The following is a 22,431-nucleotide window of genomic DNA, read 5'->3' as shown; positions in this document are numbered from 1 at the left end:
GACGGACGCGTGCTGTCGGGCTTTTTTATGCCATGCCCGCCAGACGCAGCAGCGCCGTAACGACCGCCGCCGCCACGATCACCACAATTAACGGCATTTTTCGCCAGGCCAGAAACACCGCAAACGCCACGCCCAGCACCCGCGCCATCCCGGCGAAGTGTTCCCCTTCATAGAAGGTGGTCGCCAGCGCAACGGAAAACAGCAACACCGTTGCCGCATCCGACAGCAGTGCTTGAGATCGCTCGGACAGCGCCAGTCGGCTACCCAGTTTCGCCCCGCCAAGACGCATCAGATAGGTCCCTGCAGACAGAATGGCGATACCGAGGATAAAGAGGGTCATGTTTTCCATTATTTTTTCCTCGCGGCGAGACCGAGTAAAGAGAGCAGTACCGGTAAGCCCACCGGAGCGAACGGTACGGCGGCCAGCGACAGGGCGGCGCCGCTGCAGGCGCGGATAAGCGTGGTGCGGTTTTTAAACGCCGGAACCACTAAGGCCAGCAAAATGGCCGGAAATACCGCGTCCAGCCCGATGGTTTCCGGGGCCGGCAACAGTTTTCCGACCATGGCACCCAGCAGGGTACCCAGCGGCCAGAGGATGGCAACGCCCAGGCCGCACAGCCAGTAGGCCGTTTTGCGCTGCTCCGGGGTTTTTTGCGACAGCCCAAACACCACGCTTTCGTCGTTCATGATGTGGCAGCCCAAAAAGCTTAAACCGCGTTTACCCACCAGCTCGCGCACCGTAACGCCAAACGGCACATGGCGGGCGTTCACCAGCAGCCCGGCCGCGGCCGCCGCCAGTGGGTTACCCCCGCTCGCCACGATACCGATAAACATAAACTCCGAGGCCCCCGCCAGCACGGTAATAGACAGTACAAACGGTACCCACAGCGGGAAACCGTAGGCCATCGCCAGCGAGCCGTATGACATCCCCACCACGCCAACGGCGAGGCAAACGAGGATAATTGCTTTGATGGTGTCGCCTTTCAGGCAAGAGAGAGAACGTTTCATACAATTTTAGCCATATCGAACGTGTATCCATTATAATGAACGGATCAGATTCGGTTTACAAGATGAACGAATCGTTCGATTTATAGAACAAGAGGCCGTTTATGACGCAGCCAATCAGCGTGATCGCCAAAAGTCTGGTGCGAGAACGCCTGCGAACCGGACTTTCACTGGCGGAAATTGCACGCCGTGCCGGTATCGCCAAATCCACACTTTCGCAGCTGGAGTCCGGCAATGGCAATCCCAGCCTTGAGACGCTGTGGTCGCTATGTGTGGCGCTGGATATTCCCTTTGCACGGTTGCTGGAGCCGCAGCAGCCGACCACGCAGGTGATCCGCCGCGGTGAAGGCACAAAAGTGGTCGCCGGGCAGGCCAATTACGAAGCCATTCTGCTGGCGGCATGCCCCCCGGGCGCGCGGCGCGATGTCTACCTGCTCATCACCCAGCCAGGTGCCGATCGTATTTCCCAGCCCCATTCACCGGGGTCAGTTGAACATATTATTGTGACCCAGGGCCGGGCACTGGTCGGTCTGCTTGATGCCGCGGAGGTGCTGGAGGCAGGGGATTACATTTGCTATCCCGCCGACGAACCGCATATCTTCAAGGCCCTGGAGCCAGACACCTACGCGCTACTGGTGGCGGAACAAAATTAACCAGGAAACGGAAACGCATGTCGCTTAAAGCTATCGCCAAAGAACTGGGGCTTTCGGTTACCACCGTCAGTCGTGCCCTCAACGGATATGACGACGTCTCCAGCGAGACGCGCGCCCGCGTGGAAGCGGAAGCCCAGCGACGCGGCTATCGGCCCAATACCTTTGCCCGTCGTCTGAAGATGGGCAAGATCGACGCGGTTGGGCTGGTTTTCCCGGTACATCCTGTTCCGCTCAATAACAGCGTATTTATGGACATGGTCGGCGAAATTAGCCACGAACTTGCGCGACATGAAATCGATCTCCTGCTGATTGCCGATGACGATCTGGCCGATAAACACAGCTATATGCGCATGGTGCAAAGCCGTCGCGTGGATGCGCTGATTGTGGCGCACACTCTGGATCACGATCCGCGCCTTGAGCAGCTTCAGGCTGCCGGGTTCCCCTTTCTGGCTCTCGGACGCAGTCAGCTGCCGCAGCCCTATGCATGGTTTGATTTTGACAACTACGCCGGTACGTATCAGGCCACCCGCTGGCTGATCGAAAAAGGCCATCAGCGTATTGCTTTGCTTGGCGAAAGTAACAACCAGGCGTTTATCACCCAGCGTCGCCAGGGGTATCTGGATGCGCTGCGTGAAGCCGGGCTGTCCAGCGAGTGGCTGCGCGCCATGCCGCCTTCCCGCCGGGTCGGCTACGCCACAACAAAAGAGCTGCTCTCTCTGCCGCAACCCCCCACGGCCATCATCACCGACTGCAACACCCACGGCGACGGTGCGGCAATGGCGCTGGCACAGCTTGGCCGTTTAACCGGTGAGAATGCCGTATCGCTGGTGGTCTACGACGGTTTGCCCCAGGACAGCATCGTCGATATCGACGTGGCGGCGGTGATCCAGTCTACCCGTCAGGGCGTCGGGAAGCAGATTGCCGATATGGTGCGCCAGCTGATTAACGGCGACGACATCGACAAACTTCAGGTGCTCTGGCAGCCGGAATTCTCCCCAGGCCAGACGGCGTAAACCACGCAAATTCCAAAGCCGATCACAGATCCGAAACGTTTTGGTTTGTATCCGAAACGTTTCGGATCAACACTCAGGACATCCCGATGACTGGAGATGTCTGATGCAAGATTACGTTTTTCGACTCGTAAGCAACACGGTGGACGTGGTGATAAAAACGCACCCGTTTGCCGAAATTCTCTACTGGGGGGCGCACCTTCAGCACTTTTCGCCGCAGGATGCCGCTACGCTCGAACGCCCGGTGGCTAACGGCAGGCTCGACGTGGATTCCCCGGTTACGCTGATGGCTGAACCTGGACACGGCCTGTTTGGTTCACCCGGCATTGAGGGGCACCGGCAGGGGCTGGATGGTTCCCCGGTTTTTAGCACCACCGACGTGCAGCAGCAGGGACAAACCCTGACGATAACGGCAGAAGATGAACACGCGGGCCTGCGCCTGACCAGCGAGCTGGCGCTGGACGCCAGCGGCGTGCTGGTCGTGCGGCACGGCGTAACCAACCTGAAATCGCAGGCGTGGCAGGTGGACCGTTTTGCCGTCACGCTGCCCGTGGCGGAGCGCGCCCGGGAGGTGATGGCGTTTCATGGCCGCTGGATCCGTGAATTCCAGCCGCACCGCGTCATGCTGGAGCATGACAGCTTTTTGATTGAGAACCGCCGGGGTAGAACGTCTCACGAACACTTCCCGGCGCTCATTTCAGGCACGCCGTCGTTCAGCGAAATGCGCGGCGACGTCTGGGGTGTGCATCTGGGCTGGAGCGGCAACCATCGCCTTCGCGCTCAAGCCAAAACCGATGGCCGTCGCTATCTGCAAGCGGAAGCGCTCTACCTGCCAGGAGAGATGGCGCTGGAAGAGGGACAAACGCTCTGGACGCCACGCCTTTATGCGAGCTACTCCGCGCACGGGCTGAACGGCATGAGCCAGCAGTTTCACCGCTACCTGCGCGACAACATCATCCGTTTCCCGGAAAACAAACCGCGTCCGGTCCATCTCAACACCTGGGAGGGGATCTACTTCAACCATGATCCGAACTACATCATGCGTATGGCTGACGAGGCGGCCGCGCTGGGTGTGGAACGCTTTATCATCGACGACGGCTGGTTTAAAGGGCGCAATGACGACCATGCTGCGCTGGGCGACTGGTATCTGGATGAGAAAAAATACCCGAACGGCCTGCGGCCAGTGATCGACCATGTCAAAAACCTCGGGATGGAGTTCGGCATCTGGATTGAACCGGAGATGATCAACCCGGATTCCGATCTCTACCGCGCGCACCCCGACTGGGTATTGGCGTTGCCCGGCTACCGGCAGGCCACAGGACGTCATCAGCTGGTGCTCAACCTGAACATTCCGCAAGCGTTTGATTACCTGGTGGAGCGCATGAGCTGGCTGCTGGGTGAGCATGCGGTTGATTATGTGAAATGGGATATGAACCGCGAGCTGGTGCAGCCTGGCCATAACGGCAGAGCCGCCGCCGACGCGCAGACCCGCCAGTTTTATCGACTTTTAGATGTGCTGGGCGAGCGTTTCCCGCATATTGAATTTGAATCCTGCTCCTCCGGTGGCGGACGAATCGATTACGAGGTGCTGACCCGCTGCCATCGCTTCTGGGCGTCCGACAACAACGACGCGCTGGAGCGCAACGCTATTCAGCGCGGCATGAGCTACTTCTTCCCGCCGGAGGTGATGGGCGCGCATATCGGTCATCATAAATGCCACGCGACGTTTCGCCAGCACAGCATTGCCTTCCGCGGCCTGACGGCGCTGTTTGGCCATATGGGACTGGAGCTGGATCCGCTCACTGTCGATGAGAAAGAGCGCGAAGGTTATCGCCATTACGCTGCGCTGCACAAGCAGTGGCGCGAGGTGATCCACCACGGCACCCAGTGGCGCGTGGATATGCCGGACGCCACCACGCTGGCACAGGGGATCGTGAGCGAAGACAAGTCGCAGGGACTGTTTATCGTCAGCCAGCTCGCGATGCCGGATTATACCCTGATGATGCCGCTGCGCATGCCGGGGCTGGAGGCCAGCGCGCAGTACCGTATCTCGCTGCTCGATCACCCGAATATTCAGATTACGGGAGAGGGCGGGCACACCATGCGCAAGCTGCCGGCATGGATGGAGACACCGCAAACGGTGAGCGGTGAGTGGCTGATGCAGGCGGGTATTGCGCTGCCGATTCTCGATCCGGAAACCGCCATTCTGATTGGTGTGGAACGCGTGTAAGGGTGACGGGCCGGGAAACTGGCCCTCCGTTGAGGATAAAAATAATGAACACAACAACCTGTACCCACAAAGACAACCCTAACTTCTGGATCTTCGGGCTGTTCTTCTTTCTCTACTTCTTCATCATGGCCACCTGTTTTCCGTTCTTGCCTATCTGGCTGTCGGACATCATCGGCCTGAACAAAACCCATACCGGCATTGTTTTCTCCTGCATTTCGCTGTCGGCTATCGCCTTCCAGCCAGTGCTGGGGGTGATTTCGGACAAGCTGGGGCTGAAAAAGCATCTGCTGTGGATTATCTCTGTACTGCTCTTTCTGTTCGCGCCCTTCTTCCTGTACGTCTTCGCGCCGCTGCTGAAAACCAACATCTGGCTGGGCGCGCTGAGCGGCGGGCTGTATATCGGCTTTGTTTTCTCGGCCGGGTCCGGGGCGATTGAGGCCTATATCGAACGCGTGAGCCGCAACAGCGCCTTTGAATATGGCAAGGCGCGCATGTTTGGCTGCCTCGGCTGGGGGCTGTGCGCCTCAACGGGGGGCATCCTGTTTGGTATCGATCCGTCATACGTTTTCTGGATGGGATCGGCGGCGGCGCTGTTGCTGATGCTACTGCTGGTGGTCGCAAAGCCGAAGCCCAATCAGACGGCACAGGTGATGAATGCCCTGGGGGCCAACCAGCCGCAGATCACCGCGAAAACGGTCTTTAACCTGTTCCGTCAGCGCAGAATGTGGATGTTTATTCTGTACGTGATTGGCGTAGCCTGCGTCTATGACGTTTTTGATCAGCAGTTCGCCACCTTCTTCAAAACCTTCTTCGCCACGCCGCAGGAGGGCACTCGTGCCTTTGGTTTCGCTACGACGGCGGGGGAGATCTGTAACGCCATCATCATGTTCTGCTCGCCGTGGATCATTAACCGCATTGGCGCGAAAAATACGCTGCTGATCGCCGGGTTGATTATGGCGACGCGCATCATCGGCTCGTCGTTTGCCACCACCGCCGTGGAGGTCATCGCCCTGAAAATGCTGCACGCGCTGGAGGTCCCGTTCCTGCTGGTGGGAGCCTTCAAGTACATCACCGGCGTGTTTGATACGCGACTCTCGGCCACTATCTATCTGATTGGCTTTCAGTTTGCCAAACAGTCAGCGGCCATTTTCCTCTCCGCCTTTGCCGGAAATATGTATGACCGGATCGGCTTCCAGGAGACGTATCTGATGCTGGGCTGCTTCGTGCTGGCAATTACGGTGGTGTCGGCGTTTACGCTAAGCAGCAGGCAGGAGATAGCCGCTGCCGCGGGCGCGGCAGCGTTAACCAGTCAGTCCAGATAAAACACCTCTTCCAGCCCGGTACTCACCGGGCTGTTGTCCGGGTTCGACGGCATAACATCACGCATGTGTTTCCACCAGCGCTGGCAGACGTCGGTATTCGCGACCGCGTTCCAGCGCTCCTCCGATTCAATCTCTACGGTGGCAAATAGCAGGTTACGTTCCCGGTCGAGATAAATGGCGTAGTGGTGCGCGCCGTGGTCCTTCAGCACCGCTTCCAGTTCGGGCCAGATGGGGTTGTGGCGACGCGCGTACTCCTCGTGCGCGTCCGGGTTTACCTGCATCACAAAGGCTTTGCGGATCATAATGCCTCCAGATACAGCTCGCGCACCTCGTCGCGGCTGGCGGTGCGCGGGTTGCATGGCGCGCACGGGTCGGCGAGGGCTTTATCCAGCCAGTCTTCGATATCGGCTTTGGTGACACCAAGCTGGCTGAAGCCGGACGGAATGCCGACGCGGGCGCTCAGGTCGCGAATCGCCTGAATCGCTGACATGCTGGCCGCCTCGTCGCTCATGCCGCGCGTGTCGACGCCCATCGCCTGCGCCACGCGAGCAAACCGTGCTACGGCGTTCGGGCGGTTAAAGTTTTCGATGATCGGCAGCAGGATGGCGTTACACACGCCGTGCGGCAGATTGTGCGTCGCGCCCGGCTGGTGCGCCAGGGCATGCACGAGGCCGAGGCCAGCACTGTTAAACGCCATGCCCGCCAGATACTGACCAAACGCCATCTGCTCGCGTGCTTCCAGGTTATGACCGTCGTCGACCGCTTTGGGCAGCCAGAGGTTAATCAGGCGAATTGCTTCCAGCGCGTTGGCATCGGTCAGCGGGTGCGCGCCAACGGACACATAGGCTTCAATGGCATGGGTTAACGCATCCATTCCCGTTGCGGCAGTGACGGACGCAGGAATATCCAGCATCACGCTGGCATCATCCACGGCGATATCCGGAATGATGTTTGGGTCGATGATCACCTCTTTCACCTGACGCGCGGAGTCAATAATCACCGCGTTGCTGGTCATCTCCGCCGCCGTGCCTGCGGTGGTGTTGATCGCCACCAGCGGCACGCCCGGGTTTTTCACCTTGCCGACGCCGGAATAATCGGTGGACGGACCCGGATTGGCGGTGAGGATTTTAATCGCTTTGGCGGTATCAATCGGGCTGCCGCCGCCAAAGGCGATAAGATAATCACATTCCGCGTCCCGGTATGCTGCATAGCCTTTTTGCACCAGCGCCTCCGTCGGGTTGGGAAAGACTCCGTCAAACAGCTGATATGACATCTGGTGCGCATCCAGCGCGGTAAACAGACTGTCCAGCAGGCCCAGCTTCACCAGCTGGCCGTCGGTGACAATCAGCGCTTTGCCCCACCGTTTGTTCGCCACCAGCCTGACCATGTCGCCAATAGCGCCCGCGCCGTGCAGGCTGATTTTTGGCAGTGCCAACATAAAGCTCATGATAATTCTCCTTAACTATCGCCCGGACCGTTCGGTCAGCGAGGGTTTATGCATATATTTCCAGCGCTGACCGCAGCGGGGTTACGCCGAAGCGCTTGCCGAGCGCAATAAGTTCTTCACGGGTAATGGTTTGCTTCATACCGCCCATGGAATAAACCTTTACCAGCACTTCAGCGGATTTCTCGGCGGTGTCGATCAGGCCGAAGGTTTCATCAAGCGTAGGGCCGCTGCCGAAGACGCCGTGGAACGGCCACAGCACCAGCGAATGTTTTTGCATATCTCTGGCGGTCGCCTGGCCGATTTCGTCGGTGCCCGGTACCATCCACGGCAGAATGCCGACCCCGTCCGGGAAGACCACCAGACACTCGGTGCTGCCTTCCCACAGCTTGCGGGTGATGAAGTCAGAGCTGTTTTCCAGCACGTAGGTCAGGGCGATCAGGTTGGTGGCGTGGCAGTGCATGATCACGCGGTCTTTGCCGTCAGTCGCCCTGATGCGCTCGCAGTGGGAGAGGAAGTGCGCCGGCAGTTCAGAGGTGGGTACCGCCTCATCGGTCAGGCCCCACAGGATGTGGTAGCCCGCGCCGTCGCTGTCCACTTTCACCACGCCAAGGTTGGCCTCAGGATCAAGCTGGACGTTACGGAAGAACTTGCCGGAGCCAGTGACGATAAACGGCGTGTTGGCGAGCAGCGGCATGGGCTGGCTCAGGGCAATATAGCGCGGCTTCTGGTGGAAATCGGCGGTGTAGGGTTCGATATCCGCGTCGTCCAGGCGCAGCGTCAGGTTGCCGCCGTTACGCTCGTCCCAGCCCTTCAGCCAGGCATCGGAGGTGGCTTTGATCATGCCCTGGACGAACCAGGAGGTGGTGATGGTCTGCATAGTTTTCTTTTCCAGTTATCGCGGTGAGGTGAAATCCCTCACCCCAGCCCTCTCCCACAGGGAGAGGGGGTAAAAGTTCCCTCTCCCTGTGGGAGAGGGTTAGGGTGAGGGCAAAATTACCCGCGCTGACTCAATACGTCTTTCTCATACGCCCGCACGTTTTCCAGCCACTGGCTGCCTGCCGGCGTGTCGTTACGCTGGCAGTACATCTCCCACACGGCCTGCCACGGCAGGGATTTCTGCTCTTCCAGCAGCGCCAGGCGCGCGGTGTAGTCGCCGTTTGCTTCCAGCTGTTTCAGCGCTGCGGTTGGCTCCAGCAGCGCGCGCAGCAGGGCTTTTTTCATATTGCGGGTGCCGATCACCCATGCCGCGATGCGGTTGATAGAGGCATCGAAGAAGTCGAGGCCAATGTGCACGCGGTCGAAGAGGTCATGACGGATGATTTCGCTGGCAATCGCCTGGGTTTCGTCATCCAGCAGCACCACGTGGTCGCTGTCCCAGCGCACCGGACGGCTGACGTGCAGCAGCAGGCGCGGCACGAAGAGCATGGCGGCGGAGATTTTGTCGGAGATCACTTCTGTGGGGTGGAAGTGACCGGCGTCCAGGCACAACGCGGTCTGGCGGCTGGTGGCGTAACCCATGTAGAACTCGTTCGAGCCGACGGTGTAGCTCTCAGCGCCAATGCCGAATAGCTTGCTCTCCACCGCGTCGATGTGGTGCGCCGGGTTGAGTTTTTCGCTGATGGCCTCATCCAGCGCGGCCAGCAGGCGCTGACGCGGGGCGAGACGGTCGACGGTGATGTCTTTCATGCCGTCCGGGATCCAGATGTTCATCACCGACGGCGTGCCAAGCTGCTCGCCAAACCAGGCTGAGACGCGCCGGCAGGCTTTAACGTGGTCGATCCAGAACTGACGGATCTCGTCGTTGGCATGCGCAAGGGTAAACCCGTCTGCGCTCAGCGGGTGCGAGAAGCAGGACGGGTTAAAGTCCAGACCCAGCTTGTTGGCTTTGGCCCATTCCACCCAGTTTTTAAAGTGCTCCGGTTTGATTGCGTTACGCGCCACCGGCTCGTCGGACTCCAGATAGATCGCGTGCAGGTTCAGGCGTTTTGGCCCCGGGATCAGACTCAGCGCCAGTTCCAGATCCGCACGCAGTTCGGTGGCGTTGCGCGCTTTGCCCGGATAGTTACCCGTCGCCTGAATGCCACCCGTCAGAGAACCGCCCGGGTTCTCGAAGCCGGCGACGTCATCGCCCTGCCAGCAGTGCATGGAGACAGGCAGACGGTCGAGCTGGCGCAGCGCCGCGTCGACATCCACGCCGACGGCGGCGAAACGCTGTTTAGCCAGGTCCCAGGCTTGTTCAAGTTGAGTGGTCATGCGCAAAGCTCCTTAGTCAGTCGTTTTTGCTGAAACTGCGCCCGGTAGCGGGCAATTTCATGGCAGGGATTAGGGGTAAAGGTGGTCAGGCGGGTATTCGCGGTGACCACCGAACGGAATTCGTCGACGTCTGAAAGTTCGTCCAGAGTCATCAGTTGAATACCGATGTTGCCGAGCGTTGAGGCCTCCACCGGACCCGCCACCACGGTGATGCCGCAGGCATCGGCGCAGAGCTGGTTCAGCAGCTGGTTCTGGCAGCCGCCGCCCACGATATGCAGCTGGCTGAACGGTTTGCCGCGAAGGCTCGCCAGCTCGCTCAGAACATCCGCGTAGAGCAGGGCCAGGCTGTCAAAAATGCAGCGCGCCAGCTCGGCAGGACGGGAAGGCACCGGTTGCCCGGCTTCGAAACAGGCGGCCTGGATTTCGGCGCTCATATGCACCGGGTTAATAAAGCGGTCGTCGTTTGGGTTGATCAGGAACGTACAGGCCTTCAGCTTTTCGGTCTCTGCGATAAGCGCAGGCAGGTCGGCAATGTGTTGCTCTTTCAGCATCCTCTGGAGCAGCCAGAGCCCCATGATGTTCTTCAGCACGCGGTAGCGGCCTTCGGCACCGCCTTCGTTAGTGATGTTTGCTGCCATCGCGGCGTCGCTGGTGTACGGCGTTTTGCTCTCAAAGCCCATCAGCGACCAGGTGCCGGAAGAGAGATAGGCCGCGTCTTTACCGGCCAACGGAGATGCAATCACCGCGCTGGCGGTGTCGTGACTGGCGACGGCGACCACCGGGATTTCATTCCCCTGCGGGCAAATCCAGTAACCGATTACGTTACCCGGATGGGTCGGCGTGCCGAACCAGGACGGTGAGGCGCCGGTCCAGGCCAGCAGGGTTTCATCCCAGCTGTCGGTGTTGATATTGACCAGCTGCGTGGTGGTGGCGTTGGTGTATTCCCAGTTCATGTTGCCGGTCAGCCGGTAGCTTAAGTAATCCGGGATCAGCAGCGTGTGCGCCACCCTTTTGACCAGCTCCGGCTGCTGCTCAACCAGCGCGCGCAGTTGATACAGGGTGTTAAAGGACAGAAACTGAATGCCGCTGCGGCCATAGATGTTGTCCTTGCCAAGCTGCGCGATGGCCTGTGCCATCAGCCCGTCGGTGCGGCTGTCGCGATACGAGACGGGCAGGCCGACGCGGTCGCCGTGGCTGTCGAGCAGAACGTAGTCCACCCCCCAGGTATCAATGCCAATGCTGTCGATGCGAATGCCGTCGTTGCAGACGTTGTTCAGCCCGGTGCGGATCTCCGCTTCCAGGGCATCAATATCCCAGGTATCAAAACCGTCCTGTTTTTGCAGGCAGTTGGCGAAACGGTGCATTTCGCGAAGCGTAAGTGTGCGCTTGCCGCAGTCCCAGGTGGCGAGCATTACGCGGCCGCTGGATGCGCCTAAATCGACAGCCACACAATGGCGAAAAGTCATGGTCAGGTCCCTTCTTAAGTCATTGGTGTTGAGTGTAAAAAAGGGAAGAAAAGACCACCTTCTCGTCACTGACAGCCCGAATCTCGCGCTGGCAAGAAAGCAAAGATGAACGTGAGGGAGTTCACAATTTCCAGTCAGGGCGGGGTTTTCGGGCAATGTGACGCTGACCGCATTTCCCGATTTTTCCGTCTATTTCTTGAAAAATGGACAGCTTTTGCGACGTTTGCTGTCAAAAATTTAAGGTGAGTGTGGAAGGCCTTAATTACTATTTTGAGAACTTTTCTCATTGGTGGGGGCCGTTATGACCGTACTGCACAGCGTCGATTTTTTCCCGTCGGGAACGTCTCCGGTCGCGATTGAGCCACGGCTCCCGCAGGCTGCGTTTCCTGAACATCATCATGATTTTCATGAAATTGTGATTGTCGAGCATGGGACCGGCATTCACGTCTTTAACGGCCAGCCGTACACCATCAGCGGCGGTATGGTGTGCTTCGTGCGCGATCACGACAGGCATTTGTATGAACACACCGACAACCTGTGTCTGACCAACGTGCTCTATCGTTCGCCGGACGCGTTCCAGTTTCTGTCGGGGTTGAACAAGCTCCTGCCTCAGGAGCAGGATGGGCACTACCCGTCTCACTGGCGGGTGAATCAGTCCACGCTGCAGCAGGTGCGCCAGCTGGTGAATCAACTGGAGCAGAGCGAGGACGGGCAGGAGACCCATGCCATTGCCACCCGCGAGCTGCTGTTTATGCAGCTGCTGGTGCTGCTGCGTCGCAGCTCTCTGGTGGAAGGGCTGGCAAATAACGACGCGCGGCTGAACCAGCTGATGGCCTGGCTGGAGGACCATTTCGCCGAGGATGTGTGCTGGGAAACGCTGGCGGATGAGTTTTCGCTGTCGTTACGCACGCTTCATCGTCAGCTCAAGCAACACACCGGGCTGACGCCCCAGCGCTACCTCAATCGCCTGCGCCTGATTAAGGCGCGTCATCTTTTACGTCATACCGATGAAAGCGTCACGGATATCGCCTATCGCTGCGGTTTCGGCGACAGTAATCACTTTTCAACCCTTTTTCGCCGCGAGTTTAGCTGGTCGCCGCGCGATATCCGTCAGGGGAAGGATGCTTCACTCCAGTAACGCGAAGGCAATCACCGTTTTATTGCCGCAAAAAGGCTAATAATGTCCGGTTATTCACCGTAGAGGTTGTGGTGTGGCCGCTCAGTTAATTCTTCGCAAAGATGATTTTTTTGCCTCCGCGAGTCAGGCCGTCGCGGTGGCCGACCGCTACCCGCAAAATGTCTTTGCCGAGCATACCCACGAATTTTGTGAGCTGGTGCTGGTGTGGCGCGGCAACGGCTTACACATCCTCAATGACAGGCCCTACCGCATTACGCGTGGCGATCTGTTTTACATTCGCGCCGAAGACAAACACGCCTACGCCTCGGTTAACGATCTGGTGTTGCAGAACGTGATCTACTGCCCGGACAGGCTCAAACTGAACGTCGACTGGGCGGCCCATATCCCCGGTTTTCTCAATGCCAGAGGCGAACCCCACTGGCGCTTGAGCAGCAGCGGTATGGCGCAGGTGCGCCAGACGATCTCCCAGCTGGAGCAGGAGAGCCAGAAGCACGATCCGGTGGCAAACCCGATGGCGGAACTGCTGTTCGCCCAGCTGGTCATGACTCTCAAACGCCATCGTTACGCTACCGATAACCCCTCAGCGACCGTTCAGGAAGCGCTGCTGGACAAGCTGATCGCCCGGCTTGCGGGCAGCCTGAACAAAAGTTTTGTGCTGGAAAAGTTTTGCGAGCAGGAGCAGTGCAGCGAGCGCGCGCTGCGCCAGCAGTTCCGCACCCAGACGGGGATGACGGTGAACCACTACCTGCGCCAGCTGCGCATCTGCCACGCCCAGTATCTGTTGCAGCATACGGAGCTGATGGTTAGTGAGGTGGCGATGCGCTGCGGGTTTGAGGACAGTAATTACTTTTCGGTGGTGTTTAACCGCGAGGTGGGGATGACGCCGGTTCAGTGGCGTCATCGCAGTCGAAAGGCAGCGTAATCAGTTCGCCATGCCGAGGCCGACAATGTTAGCGGCAATGATGATCACCACGCAGCCCAGGCTCAGGACGCCCACCGGACGACGCCCGGCGTTATTCCACTCCTTCAGTACCAGCCCAACCAGTCCGCCACACAGTACGTAGAAGCTCATGTGCAGCATCCAGCTTATGTAGTCGTACTGCGGTGGAATGCTGGCGTGACCCCAGGCGTAGAAAAAGAACTGCAGATACCACATGAGGCCGCCCAGCATCGACAGCAGCACATTGGTGATGATTAAGGATTTTGCCAGTGAGAAATCGGCTTTTACCGACAGATCCTTCACTTTTGCCAGACGAATGAAGCAGAAGCCGAGGTTTACCAGCGCGCCGCCGCCCATGATCACCACGTAGCTTGGCAGCGCCACGTACAACGGGTCGACGCCCAGCGCGGCGGCCGCTTCGTGCATAGGTTTTGCGGCGTTCATGGCGAACGACATGCCCGCCGAGAAGATGCCGCACATCACTGCCAGCAGCAGCCCTTTCTTCAGGTTAAAGTCCTCGGCTTTGATGCCCATCTTGCGCTCTTTCAGCTGACCCGCACGGGTGACGATACCCACGCCGATCACCGCGACAAGCACGCCCAGCAGCGTCATCTGCCCGCCTTTGGTGTTGAGCAACACATCGACATTGCCGTTAAGAATGGGCGTCATCAGCGTGCCGACGATCAGGGTAATGCCAATTGCGATGCCGATACCCATCGACATCCCGAGGTAGCGCATGGTCAGGCCATAGTTGATGTTGCCGATGCCCCACATCGCACCGAACAGAAACACCGGCAGCAGGGTGGAGGCACTGAAGGAGGTGAAGTAGCCCCAGAAATCCGGGAGCAGCATGGCGCTAATGGTCCACGGCAAAATCAGCCAGGAGACGGTACCGCCAACCGACCACATGGTTTCCCACGACCACCCTTTCACCTTTTTGAACGGGGCATAGAAACAGGCTGCACTGGCTGCGCCTATCAAATGCCAGAAGATACCCATCGTAATCGCATGATTCATTTTTACGTCCTCATCGTTTTTATAGCCGGTGGCTTCCCCCCGACTTGATGAGTGTAAAAATTAGGCGGTTCAGGAACCTTCAGAAGGTTGCCGCACTTTGGTTCTGGATGGCAATCAGCACGTTAACCGGGTGAGCAGACTCACAATTTTGTCATTTGGCAAAACCCGAATAACCTTATAAAAACTACGGCATTGATAATCATTTTCAATATCATTTAATTAACTATAATGAACCAACTGCTTACGCGGCATTAACAGCTGTGCCGCCCGACACTAATGGAGAGGATTATGAGTTATACACTGCCATCCCTGCCGTATGCCTATGACGCACTGGAACCGCATTTCGACAAGCAGACGATGGAAATCCATCACACTAAACACCACCAGACCTATGTGAACAACGCGAATGCTGCGCTGGAAAGCCTGCCAGAGTTCGCTAACCTGCCTGTTGAAGAGCTGATCACTAAACTGGACCAGCTGCCAGCGGACAAGAAAACCGTACTGCGTAACAACGCGGGCGGCCACGCAAACCACAGCCTGTTCTGGAAAGGCCTGAAAACCGGTACCACCCTGCAGGGCGACCTGAAAGCGGCTATCGAGCGCGACTTCGGTTCTGTTGATAACTTCAAAGCGGAATTCGAAAAAGCGGCTGCAACCCGTTTCGGCTCCGGCTGGGCGTGGCTGGTTCTGAAAGGTGACAAACTGGCGGTCGTTTCTACCGCAAACCAGGACTCCCCGCTGATGGGTGAAGCGATCTCTGGCGCATCTGGTTTCCCAATTCTGGGTCTGGACGTGTGGGAACACGCTTACTACCTGAAGTTCCAGAACCGTCGCCCGGACTACATCAAAGCCTTCTGGGATGTGGTGAACTGGGACGAAGCTGCAGCGCGTTTCGCCGCGAAAAAATAAGGTTGCATTGACGCCTGTGAGAAGCGAGTCTGTTGACTCGCTTTTTTTGTATCTGAAGGAGTAGAGATGCATTACCCGGTGAATGTGTTTACAGGCAAGGTAAGGGAATACGACGGCAGCCGCCCGAGCGCCATCGCCAAGGTGCAGGTCGACGGAGAGCTGACGTTAACCGAGCTCGGGCTTGCGGGCGACGAGCAGGCCGAGAAGAAAATCCACGGCGGGCCCGAACGCGCGCTGTGCCACTATCCGCGCGAGCATTATCAATACTGGATAACCGAATTCCCTGAACAGGCGGACCTGTTCGTCGCCCCCGCGTTCGGTGAGAATCTCTCCACCGAAGGGCTGACGGAGAAGAACGTCTTCATCGGTGATATTTTCCGCTGGGGTGATGCCCTGATTCAGGTAACGCAACCGCGCTCGCCATGCTTCAAGCTTAACTTCCATTTCGGCATTAACGACATGTCCGCACGATTGCAGAGCGCGGGTAAAACCGGCTGGCTGTACCGGGTGGTGCTGGCGGGGCAGGTGTCTGCGGATGCGCCGCTGGAGCTGGTGTCGCGCCTGAGCGATGTGTCGGTGTATGACGCCTGTGCCATTGCCTGGCATATGCCGTTTGATGACGAGCAGTATCATCGCCTTCTGTCGGCGGCAGGGTTATCCACCAGCTGGACAAGAACGATGCAGAAACGCCGCACTAGTCGGCAGATTGAGGATAATTCGCGGAGATTGTGGGGGTAATAGTGCCCCTCACCCCGGCCCTCTCCCCAAAGGGGCGAGGGTGAAAAAACCGCACCGAGCAGTCCCCTCTCCCCTTTGGGGAGAGGGTTAGGGTGAGGGGATTACGCGCGCTTATACAACGGTAACCACAGCGTTAACCGCAGCCCACCCAACGGACTGTCGTCGGCTTTCACCCAGCCGCGATGCTGCTGCATAGCGGTTTCAACAATCGCCAGACCCAGCCCGGTACCGCCAGATTCACGGTCCCGCGCCTCGTCGGTGCGGTAGAACGGACGGAAAATCTGCTCGCGATCTTCCGGGCTTACGCCAGGACCATCGTCATCCACAATGATGGTGATGCCGTCTTTATCCACCGAGAAGGCCACCTCAATCTTCGTATGCGAATAGCGCAGGGCGTTACGCACGATATTCTCCAGCGCGCTCTCCAGCGTGTTGGGGTTACCGTACAGCGGCCATGGCCCCGGTGGGAAGTTGACGGTGAACGATTTACCCATCTGTTCCGCTTCGAACGCCGCGTTGTCTAACACTTCATGCCACAGCTGATTGGCTTTCACCGTTTCGCTCACCAGCGCGTTTTTCTGCTGATTGCGCGACATCACCAGCAGATCGTTGATCATGCTGTCCAGACGCTGGGCTTCGGTTTCGATACGTTCCAGCTCTTTGCTCTCACCGCTGCGGCGACGCAGCAGTGCTGTGCCCAGCTGGAGTCGCGTGAGTGGCGTACGCAGTTCGTGCGAGATATCCGACAGCAGCCGCTGCTGCGTGGTCATCATGCGCTCAAGAGCGGTGATCATCTGGTTGAAACTGGCCCCGGCGGCAAGAAACTCCTGCGGTCCGGCTTCCAGCTCAGGGTGCTGTCGCAGGTTACCCTGCGCCACTTCGTCGGCGGCGTTTTTCAGCTTACGCGCTGGTTTCGCCAGACTCCACGCCAGCCAAAGCAACAGCGGTGAACTGACCAGCATCGTCACAATCAGCAGCAGAAGCGGACGGTCAAACAGCAGGTTGATAAAATCGGACTGGGAATTGCTCGCCGGGCGAATCAAATAAAGCTGGTAGTTATCTTCCCCATCCCTGACTGAGAAAGGGCCCACCATCTCAACCCGACCATATTTTTTCTTCTGCGGATGATCGGCGTTATCCGCCTGGCCAATAAAGTTGCGGATGATCTGCATTTCATTGCGATCCGCGCCAATCACGCGGCCTTCGCTGGTCACCAGCAGCAGGCGTTGTCCGGGAGGTGCCCATTTGTCGATAGCGCGAAACAGCCTGCGCCACCACATCAAATCGTTTGGCGGATCGTTTGCCAGCTCGGCTTCTACGTGCTGCTCGATCATCACGCCCTGACGTTGCTCGCTGTCGAGAAGCTCCGTCATCTGGCGTGAGTCGAGTTTTGGCAACATCAAAACCAGCATTAAAACCAGTGCCAGCGTCAGCCAGAAGATGGCGAAGATGCGGGCGGTTAAGCTTCCTATCATGAAGCGGAAACCATCAGATAGCCGCGACCACGCAGGGTTTTAAACCACGGATGACCGTCTTTACGCTCCGGCAGTTTGCGGCGCAGGTTCGAGATATGCATATCGATGGCACGGTCAAACGGCGTGAGGCGTTTACCCAGCACTTCCTGGCTTAAATGTTCACGCGATACCACCTGGCCGAGGTGCTGCGCCAGCAGATACAGCAGCGTGAACTCGGTACCGGTCAGCTCCAGCGTTTCACCGTCAAAGCTCGCTTCCTGACGACCCGGATTGAGGCTCAGGGAGTCCACTTCCAGCGTCGGTGAACTGTTGTCAGTATTCTGCTGCTGTTCGCTCCAGTGGGAACGACGCAGGATAGCGCGAATACGGGCGACCAGTTCGCGGTCGTTGAACGGCTTCGGTAGATAGTCATCCGCACCCAGCTCAAGGCCGAGTACACGGTCTAGTTCGCTGCCGCGTGCGGTCAGCATGATAACGGGGGTCTGGTGTGTCTGGCGAAGCTCTTTCAGCGTATCAATGCCGTTTTTCTTCGGCATCATGACGTCGAGCAAAAGTAGATCGATGCTGTCGTCAAGGAGACTCAGCGCCTGCTCGCCATCATGGGCGACCAGAACGTTGAAACCTTCCATGTCGAGCAACTCCTTTAAAAGAGATGTGAGCTCTCGGTCATCATCAACTAACAGGATTTTATTCATTGTTTAAATACCTCCGAGGCAGAAATTACGACATCAAGGCTATCTAATCCATGACTTTACGTTGTTTTACACCCCCTGACGCATGTTTGCAGCCTGAATCGTAGACTGTCTCTCGTTGAATCGCGACATGAAAGATTTTGGGAGCAAGTGATGCGCAAAGTTACCGCTGCCGTCATGGCCTCAACGCTGGCGTTCAGTGCGTTTAGCCAGGCCGCTGTAGCTATCATCGGCGATAACGCGTCCTCACAAGAGGGCATCGCGCAGCACAGCAGCCAAAGCCATATGTTTGACGGCATAAGTTTAACCGAACATCAGCGTCAACAGATGCGAGATCTGATGCAGAGGGCACGACACGATCAGCCCCCTGTTAATGTTAGCGAAATGGAGACAATGCATCGCCTTGTCACCGCAGAAAATTTTGACGAAAACGCTGTACGTGCTCAGGCAGAAAAAATGGCACAGGAGCAGGTTGCCCGCCAGGTAGAGATGGCGAAGGTTCGCAACCAGATGTTCCACCTGTTGTCGCCCGAGCAGCAAGCGGTTTTGAACCAGAAACATCAGCAACGTATGGACCAATTGCGTAAGGTTGCACGGATGCAGCGAAGCTCAGAAACGACGCTTTTCAGTAGCAATAGCAGTACCCGTAGTAACCAGTAAACCCTGTTTTCCTTGCCATAGACACCATCCCTGTCTTCCCCCACATGATGTGGGGTTTTTTTTTGCCCTTCATTCTGATGTGTTAACCGTTTATTCATCCTTTGACTCCGTAACCTTCCGTTATACTAGCGGCATGGCATGACAGGAGTATTTATGAATCAATCCTATGGAAGACTGGTCAGCCGGGCCGCCATTGCCGCGACGGTCGTGGCCTCAAGCTTACTGGTCATCAAAATATTCGCGTGGTGGTACACGGGCTCGGTCAGTATTCTGGCGGCGCTGGTGGACTCGCTGATGGATATTGCCGCCTCGCTGACCAACCTGCTGGTGGTGCGTTACTCGCTGCAACCGGCGGATGAAGAGCACACCTTCGGGCACGGCAAAGCCGAATCGCTGGCGGCGCTGGCGCAAAGTATGTTTATTTCCGGCTCTGCGCTGTTTCTGTTTTTAACCGGCATTCAGCATCTTGTTTCGCCATCACCCATGAACGATCCCGGCGTGGGCGTGGTGGTGACGGTGGCTGCACTTATATGCACCCTTGTTCTTGTAACGTTCCAGCGCTGGGTGGTTCGAAAAACGCAAAGTCAGGCTGTACGGGCGGATATGCTTCATTATCAGTCTGATGTTATGATGAATGGCGCTATTCTTATTGCGCTCGGTCTTGCCTGGTATGGCTGGCATCGGGCCGATGCGTTATTTGCGTTAGGGATTGGCATCTATATTTTATACAGCGCTTTGCGGATGGGGTATGACGCGGTGCAATCGCTTCTTGACCGTGCGCTCCCCGACGCAGAACGCGATGAAATTTATACTATCGTGACCTCCTGGCCGGGTGTCAGTGGTGCTCACGATCTTCGTACGCGGCAGTCAGGGCCGACCCGCTTTATTCAGATTCACATAGAAATGGAAGACAACCTGCCATTGGTTCAGGCTCACGTTATTGCTGAGCAGGTGGAGCAGGCGATTTTGCAGCGTTTTCCTGGGTCAGACGTCATTATTCACCAGGATCCCTGCTCGGTTGTACCCGGTTATGTTGGGCTTTCGTAATTCGTTGTAAAAAAGTGAGCCAGGCCAGCATTTTGTGTATAAATTACCGCCATTTGGTCTGACCTGAATCAATTCAGCTGGAAGTGGTTGATATACTATTTGCAGTATTCGTTGGTCGACAAGTTTCTTCCGGCAACAGATTTCAATTTTGCATTCCTAAGTTCAGAGGTAGTCATGATTAAGAAAATCGGTGTGTTGACAAGCGGCGGTGATGCGCCGGGCATGAACGCGGCAATTCGTGGGGTTGTTCGTGCAGCGCTGACGGAAGGTCTGGAAGTTTTTGGTATCTATGATGGTTATCTGGGTCTGTATGAAGACCGTATGGTTCAGCTCGACCGTTACAGCGTATCTGACATGATCAACCGCGGTGGTACTTTCCTCGGTTCTGCGCGCTTCCCGGAATTCCGCGACGAACACGTGCGTGAAGTGGCTATCGAGAACATGAAAAAACGCGGCCTCGACGCACTGGTTGTTATCGGTGGTGATGGTTCGTACATGGGTGCAAAACGTCTGACTGAAATGGGCTTTCCGTGCATCGGTCTGCCTGGCACCATCGACAACGACATCAAAGGTACTGACTACACCATCGGTTACTTCACCGCCCTGGGTACCGTTGTGGAAGCGATTGACCGTCTGCGTGACACCTCTTCTTCTCACCAGCGTATCTCCATCGTTGAAGTGATGGGCCGTTACTGTGGTGACCTGACCCTGGCTGCGGCTATCGCGGGCGGTTGTGAGTTCGTCGTGGTTCCGGAAGTGGAATTCAGCCGTGAAGATCTGGTTGCAGAAATCAAAGCCGGTATCGCCAAAGGTAAGAAACACGCCATCGTTGCGATCACAGAGCATATCTGTGATGTTGATGAGCTGGCGAAGTACATCGAAGCAGAAACCAAACGCGAAACCCGCGCGACCGTTCTGGGTCACATCCAGCGTGGTGGTTCCCCGGGTCCATACGACCGTATCCTGGCTTCCCGCATGGGTGCGTACGCCATTGAACTGCTGCTGCAGGGTCACGGCGGTCGTTGCGTCGGTATTCAGAACGAAAAACTGGTTCACCATGACATCATCGACGCCATCGAAAACATGAAGCGTCCGTTCAAAGGTGACTGGCTGGACTGCGCGAAAAAACTGTACTGATCGGTGTTTGTATTGTGCCGGGTGGCGGCAAGGTAAATGCAAAACGGTAACCCCAGGGTTACCGTTTTTTATGGTTGCGCCCTCTCCCGTGGGAGAGGGTTGGGGTGAGGGCATCAGGCCACTCATCCACTTTTTTATTCCTCAAAGTTATAGCCAATCTTTTTTTATTCTTTAATCATCAATTCCGTTTCTGGCACGCTGCATTCATCAAAACACTACACATGAGAGCTGGGCGATGAATAAATGGGGCGTGGGTTTAACATTATTGCTGGCATCGACCAGCGTTCTGGCTAAGGACATCCAGTTACTGAACGTGTCATACGACCCGACGCGTGAGCTGTACGAGCAGTACAACAAAGCCTTTGCGGCACACTGGAAACAGGAAACGGGCGACAACGTGGTGGTTCGCCAGTCTCACGGCGGCTCTGGTAAGCAGGCGACCTCCGTCATCAACGGCATTGAAGCGGATGTGGTGACTCTGGCGCTGGCCTACGATGTGGACGCAATTGCCGAACGTGGCCGCATCGACAAAAACTGGATCAAACGCCTGCCGGATAACTCCGCGCCATATACCTCGACCATCGTTTTCCTGGTGCGTAAAGGCAACCCGAAACAGATCCATGACTGGAACGACCTGGTTAAACCTGGCGTATCGGTCATCACGCCGAACCCGAAAAGCTCCGGCGGCGCACGCTGGAATTACCTGGCAGCCTGGGGCTATGCCCTGCATCACAACAATGGCGATCAGGCCAAGGCTCAGGAGTTCGTTAAAGCGCTGTATAAAAACGTTGAAGTGCTCGACTCCGGCGCACGTGGCGCCACCAATACCTTCGTAGAGCGCGGCATTGGCGATGTGCTGATTGCCTGGGAAAACGAAGCCCTGCTGGCGACCAACGAGCTGGGTAAAGACAAATTCGAGATCGTGACCCCGAGCGAATCTATCCTCGCCGAGCCGACCGTTTCTGTGGTGGATAAGGTGGTCGATAAGAAAGGGACCAAAGCGGTGGCGGAAGCCTACCTGAAGTATCTCTATTCGCCAGAAGGCCAGGAAATTGCGGCGAAGAACTTCTATCGCCCACGCGATCCGGCGGTTGCGAAGAAATACGACAGCGTATTCCCGAAACTGAAGCTCTTCACCATTGATGATGAGTTTGGCGGCTGGACAAAAGCCCAGAAAGACCACTTCTCTAACGGCGGTACATTCGATCAGATCAGCAAACGCTAGGCTTTTGTAACGAACGACACGGTGACCCGGTGTGAGAAATCCGCCGGGTTTTTTATTTGGTCATCAT

Annotated in this window: 22 protein-coding genes; 12 read left to right on the top strand and 10 right to left on the bottom strand. The window is 57.1% G+C overall.

Translation table 11 applies throughout. The annotated features are described in order from the left end of the window. Window positions 1-25: 25 nt before the first annotated feature. Both ACQG19_RS24470 and ACQG19_RS24465 read right to left on the bottom strand, forming a co-directional pair. A complete protein-coding gene (locus tag ACQG19_RS24470; RefSeq protein WP_020686891.1) occupies window positions 26-349 on the bottom strand; it encodes an AzlD domain-containing protein in 324 nt (107 codons plus the stop codon). Then, window positions 349-1,008, bottom strand: a complete 660-nt coding sequence (locus ACQG19_RS24465; protein ID WP_013099346.1) for an AzlC family ABC transporter permease — start codon at window positions 1,006-1,008, stop codon at window positions 349-351. Before ACQG19_RS24465 ends, ACQG19_RS24470 begins: the two co-directional genes overlap by 1 nt. 101 nt (window positions 1,009-1,109) lie before the next feature. On the opposite strand from ACQG19_RS24465, the gene ACQG19_RS24460 reads away from it, so the two are divergent. The 4 genes from ACQG19_RS24460 to ACQG19_RS24445 all read left to right on the top strand — a co-directional run bounded on the left by ACQG19_RS24460 (window position 1,110) and on the right by ACQG19_RS24445 (window position 6,220). After that, entirely contained in the window at window positions 1,110-1,658 is a 549-nt protein-coding gene (locus ACQG19_RS24460) for a helix-turn-helix domain-containing protein (protein WP_013099345.1), read from the top strand. Next, complete coding sequence (locus ACQG19_RS24455) at window positions 1,577-2,671, top strand: LacI family DNA-binding transcriptional regulator (protein ID WP_257000250.1); 1,095 nt, start codon at window positions 1,577-1,579, stop codon at window positions 2,669-2,671. Before ACQG19_RS24460 ends, ACQG19_RS24455 begins: the two co-directional genes overlap by 82 nt. A gap of 103 nt (window positions 2,672-2,774) precedes the next feature. Next, entirely contained in the window at window positions 2,775-4,898 is a 2,124-nt protein-coding gene (locus tag ACQG19_RS24450) for an alpha-galactosidase (RefSeq protein ID WP_222169236.1), read from the top strand. A 44-nt stretch (window positions 4,899-4,942) separates the two neighbouring features. After that, complete coding sequence (locus ACQG19_RS24445) at window positions 4,943-6,220, top strand: MFS transporter (protein ID WP_057072163.1); 1,278 nt, start codon at window positions 4,943-4,945, stop codon at window positions 6,218-6,220. Here the strand turns inward: ACQG19_RS24445 and rhaM are convergent. From rhaM to rhaB, 5 genes are all read right to left on the bottom strand, one after another. Next, entirely contained in the window at window positions 6,208-6,522 is a 315-nt protein-coding gene (rhaM, locus tag ACQG19_RS24440) for an L-rhamnose mutarotase (protein WP_013099341.1), read from the bottom strand. The genes ACQG19_RS24445 and rhaM overlap by 13 nt on opposite strands. Beyond that, a complete protein-coding gene (gene fucO, locus ACQG19_RS24435) occupies window positions 6,519-7,667 on the bottom strand; it encodes a lactaldehyde reductase (RefSeq protein WP_246932861.1) in 1,149 nt (382 codons plus the stop codon). The genes rhaM and fucO overlap by 4 nt, the downstream gene beginning before the upstream one ends. A gap of 46 nt (window positions 7,668-7,713) precedes the next feature. Next, entirely contained in the window at window positions 7,714-8,544 is an 831-nt protein-coding gene (gene rhaD, locus ACQG19_RS24430; protein ID WP_023620510.1) for a rhamnulose-1-phosphate aldolase, read from the bottom strand. A 116-nt stretch (window positions 8,545-8,660) separates the two neighbouring features. After that, window positions 8,661-9,920, bottom strand: coding sequence for an L-rhamnose isomerase (rhaA, locus tag ACQG19_RS24425; RefSeq protein WP_029882335.1), 1,260 nt, complete (start codon window positions 9,918-9,920; stop codon window positions 8,661-8,663). After that, window positions 9,917-11,386: a rhamnulokinase gene (gene rhaB / locus ACQG19_RS24420; protein WP_246932859.1), complete on the bottom strand. Its 1,470-nt coding sequence runs from the start codon at window positions 11,384-11,386 to the stop codon at window positions 9,917-9,919. Before rhaB ends, rhaA begins: the two co-directional genes overlap by 4 nt. A gap of 301 nt (window positions 11,387-11,687) precedes the next feature. Between rhaB and rhaS the strand changes: the two genes are divergently transcribed. Both rhaS and rhaR read left to right on the top strand, forming a co-directional pair. Continuing rightward, window positions 11,688-12,524, top strand: a complete 837-nt coding sequence (gene rhaS / locus ACQG19_RS24415; RefSeq protein WP_023621836.1) for an HTH-type transcriptional activator RhaS — start codon at window positions 11,688-11,690, stop codon at window positions 12,522-12,524. A gap of 73 nt (window positions 12,525-12,597) precedes the next feature. Beyond that, window positions 12,598-13,446, top strand: a complete 849-nt coding sequence (rhaR, locus tag ACQG19_RS24410) for an HTH-type transcriptional activator RhaR (RefSeq protein WP_013099334.1) — start codon at window positions 12,598-12,600, stop codon at window positions 13,444-13,446. Here the strand turns inward: rhaR and rhaT are convergent, their stop codons facing one another. Further along, window positions 13,447-14,481, bottom strand: coding sequence for an L-rhamnose/proton symporter RhaT (gene rhaT / locus ACQG19_RS24405; RefSeq protein WP_013099333.1), 1,035 nt, complete (start codon window positions 14,479-14,481; stop codon window positions 13,447-13,449). A 288-nt stretch (window positions 14,482-14,769) separates the two neighbouring features. Between rhaT and sodA the strand changes: the two genes are divergently transcribed. Both sodA and yiiM read left to right on the top strand, forming a co-directional pair. Continuing rightward, the gene (gene sodA, locus ACQG19_RS24400) at window positions 14,770-15,390 is read left to right on the top strand and encodes a superoxide dismutase [Mn] (RefSeq protein ID WP_003861999.1); all 621 of its coding nucleotides are present in this window, start codon (window positions 14,770-14,772) and stop codon (window positions 15,388-15,390) included. A gap of 66 nt (window positions 15,391-15,456) precedes the next feature. Next, window positions 15,457-16,128, top strand: a complete 672-nt coding sequence (yiiM, locus tag ACQG19_RS24395) for a 6-hydroxyaminopurine reductase (protein ID WP_246932858.1) — start codon at window positions 15,457-15,459, stop codon at window positions 16,126-16,128. A gap of 101 nt (window positions 16,129-16,229) precedes the next feature. Here the strand turns inward: yiiM and cpxA are convergent, their stop codons facing one another. Both cpxA and cpxR read right to left on the bottom strand, forming a co-directional pair. Next, entirely contained in the window at window positions 16,230-17,603 is a 1,374-nt protein-coding gene (gene cpxA, locus ACQG19_RS24390; protein ID WP_013099331.1) for an envelope stress sensor histidine kinase CpxA, read from the bottom strand. Beyond that, window positions 17,600-18,298 (bottom strand): envelope stress response regulator transcription factor CpxR, encoded by a 699-nt coding sequence (gene cpxR / locus ACQG19_RS24385; RefSeq protein WP_003862004.1) that lies wholly within the window; start codon window positions 18,296-18,298, stop codon window positions 17,600-17,602. Before cpxR ends, cpxA begins: the two co-directional genes overlap by 4 nt. Window positions 18,299-18,448: 150 nt before the next feature. Between cpxR and cpxP the strand changes: the two genes are divergently transcribed. The 4 genes from cpxP to ACQG19_RS24365 all read left to right on the top strand — a co-directional run bounded on the left by cpxP (window position 18,449) and on the right by ACQG19_RS24365 (window position 22,364). Continuing rightward, complete coding sequence (cpxP, locus tag ACQG19_RS24380) at window positions 18,449-18,955, top strand: cell-envelope stress modulator CpxP (RefSeq protein ID WP_013099329.1); 507 nt, start codon at window positions 18,449-18,451, stop codon at window positions 18,953-18,955. Between the two features lie 153 nt (window positions 18,956-19,108). Next, window positions 19,109-20,002, top strand: coding sequence for a CDF family cation-efflux transporter FieF (fieF, locus tag ACQG19_RS24375; RefSeq protein ID WP_013099328.1), 894 nt, complete (start codon window positions 19,109-19,111; stop codon window positions 20,000-20,002). A 174-nt stretch (window positions 20,003-20,176) separates the two neighbouring features. Then, the gene (gene pfkA, locus ACQG19_RS24370; protein WP_013099327.1) at window positions 20,177-21,139 is read left to right on the top strand and encodes a 6-phosphofructokinase; all 963 of its coding nucleotides are present in this window, start codon (window positions 20,177-20,179) and stop codon (window positions 21,137-21,139) included. A gap of 235 nt (window positions 21,140-21,374) precedes the next feature. Further along, window positions 21,375-22,364 carry a sulfate ABC transporter substrate-binding protein gene (locus tag ACQG19_RS24365; RefSeq protein WP_013099326.1) on the top strand — a complete coding sequence of 330 codons (990 nt, stop codon included), beginning with the start codon at window positions 21,375-21,377 and terminating at the stop codon, window positions 22,362-22,364. Window positions 22,365-22,431: the final 67 nt, after the last annotated feature.

Source organism: Enterobacter cloacae complex sp. 277I4, assembly GCF_050031465.1.
Taxonomy (GTDB): Bacteria; Pseudomonadota; Gammaproteobacteria; order Enterobacterales; family Enterobacteriaceae; genus Enterobacter; species Enterobacter cloacae.
Note: the sequence above shows the minus strand (reverse complement) of the source record. Positions and strands in the feature narration are given on the sequence as shown.